This is a genomic window from Gardnerella vaginalis (assembly GCF_001546455.1).
GTDB classification, from domain to species: Bacteria; Actinomycetota; Actinomycetes; order Actinomycetales; family Bifidobacteriaceae; genus Bifidobacterium; species Bifidobacterium vaginale_B.
The window spans coordinates 1-6,107 of record NZ_KQ956808.1 but is presented as its reverse complement, the minus strand read 5'-3'; the positions used below and the strand labels follow the sequence as shown (position 1 = coordinate 6,107).

The 6,107-nt window shown below is 38.5% G+C and carries 2 protein-coding genes; one reads left to right on the top strand and one right to left on the bottom strand.

The genetic code is table 11. The features are described 5' to 3' along the window. Positions 1–256: 256 nt before the first annotated feature. Positions 257–2,761, top strand: coding sequence for an InlB B-repeat-containing protein (locus HMPREF3216_RS06590; RefSeq protein WP_230953838.1), 2,505 nt, complete (start codon positions 257–259; stop codon positions 2,759–2,761). 101 nt (positions 2,762–2,862) lie between these two features. On the opposite strand, the gene HMPREF3216_RS01040 is transcribed toward HMPREF3216_RS06590, so the two are convergent. After that, positions 2,863–6,107, bottom strand: a 3,245-nt coding sequence (locus tag HMPREF3216_RS01040; RefSeq protein WP_230953837.1) for an InlB B-repeat-containing protein, incomplete at its 5' end; no start/stop codon positions are given.

Sequence of the window (6,107 nt, the reverse complement as noted above, 5' to 3'; positions counted from 1 at the left end):
CTATATACGCTACCCCCCCCCCAATACATTTTAATAGAAAATCAATCATTGCAAGGCATCAACACAAAGCACACAACACAAAGCACACAACAATAAACAACTTGTAAACTATTGCATAAATAAACGCTGAGGTGATAAACTATTCATTCGTATTACAAGTTGGGTCATCTGTATGGAGAGAAATCAGTTAATGAAACACGGGCATACTATTTTCTTTTTGAAACGAAAATTTCTAACCTCTTTCCTAATTTTTGCCTTGGGGGGGGGGTCGTTCGTCTCGTCATTAACTGCATTTTCCAAAGTATCGCTTGCAAACACCAATAGCAATATTCAAAACGCTCAAGACACTCAAGACATTCCTGGGCCATTCTACGGTGGATTAAACGTTAATAGCCCACTATTAGAAGTTGGAAAATATGCCTCGCTGCAAATCAGCGCAACCAATGCGTCGGGCAATGCTGTAGACGCAAACAGCAACAACGCTACTAAATATTCAGGCACTCTTACGCTAAATATTCCATTTAATGAGGTTCTTAACGCAACTAAGCAACAAATGGAATATTATAAAGACCAAAAAGCTAAGCTTGATTTTAGCTACTCGCTATCTTTGCCTGAACCTATTGAATGGCAAGAAAACGTCGAATTTGAGAATAACTCTTCACTAGTTGCAACCGCGCACGCGAAAATTTCTACACGTCATAAAAATACAATCAAGCTTATTGCTAATTTAGCGGAAAAGACGTGGAAAGAATTATATAATTCTAGTGATTCTGGAACCGTAAAGCTAACTGCTCATTTTTCGTTTACAAAAAGCTCCCTTGAGCAAGTTCAAAATAGAAACATTACTGGTACAGGTATTTTAGATTTGTACAAAAAAGATGAAGATGGCGTAAGCTGGGTGCCTGGATTCGGGTTCACATATATTACTCACGAGCTGAACATTCCACTTCTTGGCGGTGAATCTAAAATAAGCGATCCTCTTAATATGAATGAGCAAGATTATAATCAGCTTATTTACAGCAATGATTTAATAAAAAACAGTAAAAACAAAGACATTACATCGACTGGCAAATTCGTTTTATTGGGAACTGCTCAAAAAGTTACGTACGAAGATTACAACTCTCCTCTTATAACTAGAGATGGTCTTGAAATAAACTCTAAAATTAGCAGCAAACCATTCAAATCCTCTTTAGAAAATGTTGAAAAATGGCTAAAAACAAAGATTAATGATGTTTCAAGAGTGTACGTATCGAACTTAAACGTATCAATCAAACTCACGTTTACGCTGCCTAAAGAAATATCGTTATCGCCTAGTAGAGATCTATCGTTATCGCCTTGGATAAAACTTCCTTATGACCCATTAAAAAACTACGCAATGAAAAACGGTGGAGTGAGAACCGACCCAACATCGCTTTTAGGTAATTTTGGCGATTTTGCACTCAAAGATGTAAAAGAAGAAGGTAATACTATTACAGCAACCGCGTATCTAAAGGACTGGTACAAAGGTATGCAGTTAATGAAGCCCTACGCCTACTCGTATGACGAGATTAAACGTAGAATTAACAATTTAGTTGATGAGATAAATATTAGGTTTATTCCAGTATGGTTTAACACCGATGCGCAAGCTGGAAAAACCTACCAGATTGAAGGATCAGCGCAGGGTGAGCTATCTGGAAAAATCAATTACGTATATAGAAATCTTGGAGCAGACGACTCAAACAAGCTTATACCTTTTAACGTTAAATTTAACGAAGAACCCGTAGAAATTCCTCCTGTAGAAACTCCGTACAAGATTGATTTTAAGTTTGAAAGTGGTACCCCTGGCCAAACGCTTCCTGAGTATATTGGTAAGGATTATGCGTTAAAGCCGATTAATGTTTATAAAGGAAAGTCAATTACTATCGATACCTCTACGTTGCACAAAACAACTGATGAGACGTTTGAACCTGAGCCAGATATAGTTGGCGATGGCACTAAAATGACTGGCACTTGGGTTTTTGACGAAATGGCTGGGTGGAAGATTGATGGACAAGGTGAGCCTGTTACGGCTCTTAACAATGTAAATAGAAACATTACTTTAGTTGGAACGTGGAAGTTTATTCCTGTAGGAGATTCTAATCACAGAAAAGTAACATTCAAAGACGGAGAAAAAACTATTGCGACTGTTGAAGTAGAACCTGGAAAGACTATTGAAGGCGATTCTTTAGAGAATCAGTCTATGCCAGCAAATCCCACTAAAGCGGGTTACACGTTTAAGGAGTGGAATACAAAAGCAGACGGAACAGGCGCTAAATTCTTAAGCACAACAAATGTGATATACGATATTACAGTGCATGCAGTTTACACTAAGGATTACAATCCAGAGGATCCGCAAGATCCAGATAATCCCAAAAATCCAGAGGATCCGCAAGATCCGCAGGATCCAGATAACAATTCTGAAAGCGGTTCAATTCTCGACTTAGATAATGGCTCAGAAAATGGAAGTAATCATAAAAGCACTGGCAATCAATTGAACAATGCTAATGATCAAGATGGGCGTAACAATAAATCAAAATCGCTGGAATCATCGAATTCAGATCAAACTAACGATTCTGCAAATTCAAATAAAAGAGGCGTTGTAGATAAACTTGGCACTGCCAAACAAAATACACTGCCAAGAACAGGCGTGGGCAATTCTCTCGCAGTTGCAATAACGTCTATAATTACGGTAATTGCGCTAACAACGCTATTAACATCGATTATTGCAAAAAGCAAAAAATAGTTGCACAATGTGGCACAAATGCAACACATAAACCAATAAGGCGAGCACCGTTTAACAAGTGCTCGCCTTAATTTATTTATAACTTAGAGAATAACGCTGTTCTATCGCAAATGCTTAGCACGCTTGCGATTTACCGCAGCGCCCGAAGCCACAAACAAGCCAAGCACCATAGCGCCAAATGACGCAAATGTTGTACCAGAGGCGTTTGAACCCGTGTTTGGCAGAGCGTCGGCAGAGCGCGTGACCTCAGCTCGCAATGCATCAGAACCTCTTGTGGAATCACTACCGTTGGCAGAATCGTTTATAGAACCATTGCTATTTGTGGAACTATTATCATCATTGCCGCTGCCAATATTCAACTCAGGATTATAAGTCCAATCGGGATCAATGCTTCCGCCGCCATTGTTGTCATCTGAATCAGTCGGATCTGGATTCGGATCAGGATTCGGATCAGGACTTGGATCTGGACTTGGATCTGGACTTGGATCTGTATCTGGATCAGGATCTGGATCAGGATTTGAATCAGGATTTGGATCTGGATCTGGATCTGGCGGTGTTGGAAGCTCTTCCTTTGTCCCTACTAAAACCACCTCATCAACAGCATCAATATGTTTACCTCGTACCGATTCGACAGTATCAGTTAAACCAGTTGCAGGATTAACAACATACGTTGTAATAACAACATCGCTACCATTCTTACCTTGTGTTTGAACTTTTCTTTCGCCCTTATTTAAGGAAGAATCATTTTTTTCAATCGTTTTAAACTTAATTTCAGTTGTTTTAGTATCAACGTTGCCAACTCTAATAACATGATCAACTGGTTTCGTGCACAAACTTTTTTTAGACTCAACTTCCTGAGTTAAGCCATTATTAGCGTCTACCTTATAGGTTAAAGAGATTTCTTCTTTGCCGTTTTGACCAGCAGTCTCCTTCTTCTCTTGATACTCAAGCGTATCGTCTGCAACGTAGGTAGTCTTAAAATCAATATCGCTTGTCTTTTTCTCAACGTTACCAACCTCAATGACCTTATCTACAACAGGATTAGTTACTACTTCGTGTGCACTATCAACATCTCCAATATAATTAGCATCTGGATTATCCGAAATCTTGTACGTTGTAGTTATATTCTTTTTACCACTTTTTCCATCGATTTTAACATTCTCACTTTTATAACTTAGAGAATCATTGGAAACGTAAGTTGTTTTAAATGGAATATCCTTAGTTTCCTTCTTAACATTTCCTACATATATACACGACTTCACAGAAGGAGTACTATATTCAGTCTTTTCTGATTCAATTTCATCAGTCAATCCTCTATTAGAATCAACCTTGTAAATAGTTACAATACTGCTAGAAATATCTTCACCATCAACAACCCTACTTTTACCAAAATCCATTTTAGGATCAGAAACAATATCGTAATTTTGTTTTAGTGGCACACCTTCTACAACCTGCTTATTACCAACTTCTGTGACGCCATCTTGGGCTTGAGTGTCTAGAGTCACTTTCCCATTAGCATCAGTTTTCCTCTTCCCGTCTACTGGTGCTTTCTTTACAGTAGTACTTCTAAAGCCAAGCTTTGAACTTGACGTATACGTCATCTTTGCAACAAGAACTTCCACTTTTACAGTATGTTCATCTTTCTTAAATACTGCATAAACAGTTTTATCAGAAGAAACAGCCGTATTAGCCGTAAAATTAGCCTCGGAAGCACCGTCAGTGGTACTCCAACCTACAAACTTATAGCCAGTTTTAGCATGTGTAGACGGCATATTTTCTTCAGTAACAGTTTCACCGTCTTTAACAGTAACAGTTTTAATCCAAGAACCATCGTTTTTAAAGGTTACAGAATGGCTTAATTTGTACGGTTTGGCCTCAAACACAGCATAAACAGTTGTATCTGCATTGATTGACGAATCAGCCGAAAAATCAGCCGCAGAAGCATTCTTATTAGTGCTCCATCCTACAAAATTGTATCCATCCTTAGTAGGCTTATCTGGGAATCTGTTACTGTCTAACTTTTTACCCTTTTCAACATAAATAGTGCTCAGCCATGCATCATCATTCTTAAAGGTAACGTCATACATTACAACTGGAATTTTTTCAAATACAGCATACACCGTCTTATCATCATAAACTTGCGTAGTTGATGTAAAATCAACGTCAGCTTTATCAGACGTGTTCTTCTTAGTGCTCCACCCTAAGAATGTATATCCATCTTGCTTAAGGTTTTTTGGCATATCTGCGCTTTTTACTGTTTCACCACGTTCTACATTGACAGTAGATATTACATTATCTCCATTCATAAATGTAACAGAATATTTTTGCGTTAAACCACCACCAGGATTTAACGGATCATCTGGATCTGGTCTATCAGGATTAGGCGGCAAAGGAGGATCATCTGGAATTGGAGTTGGAGTTGGTTCTGGAATACCAGGCTTTTTCTTGAAAATAGCATAAACTATTATGTCTTCTGTAATTCTCTTATTTGAATCAAATGCAGAACCTGTACCATTTGGGCTTGTACTCCATCGAACAAAATTATAGCCAACTGGAGCGGCCACGCTTGGAGTTGAAGTTACTTTTTGCCCTCTTTCAACTTTGATAACACTGCTATCCCTACTACTCTTAAAAGTAACCGTTAGCATAACAACATCGCGCTTGAATACAGCATAAACATTTGTATCAGAAGAAACAGCTGTGGTATCCGTAAAATCTACCTTAGACTGCTCAGTTGCGCCTTTAGTTGTACTCCACCCAAGGAAAGTATAGCCAGTTTTAGAAGGCGCAGATGGCATGCTATTGCCGATTGTTTTACCATTTTCAACGCTTGCAGTATCAAAGCATGCATCGTCAATTTTGAAAGTTACAGTATGCTTTTTTGCAGGCTCATTATCATCTTTTGCAAATACTGCGTAAACAGTTGTATTCGCATTTACAGCTGTATCAGACTTAAAATCTACCTGGGTCAGAGAAGTCGCGCCTTTAGTTGTACTCCACCCAATGAAAGTATAGCCAGTATCCTTTAAATATGAAGGTGTATCTTCACCAGTGGTTTTACCCTTTTTAACTTGAACAGTGGCAATAGTGGAATCGCCATTCATAAATGTAACAGTAGGATATTTATCTGCTTCTTCTTGAGAGCTGTTTGATTCTTTCTTATTCCCATGCACTTCATTAAGATTCGCCGCACTCGCTGCACTCGCTTCATTAGCTTCATTAGCGTACGCAACATTTGCTGAAAGTCCGCCTGCTACAGCCAACACTGTTGCACAAAAACCGAGACTTAAAGGTAAAAGAATACTAAGTTTTCCAGCGTTTTTCATAACAATTTCTCCCAATACAA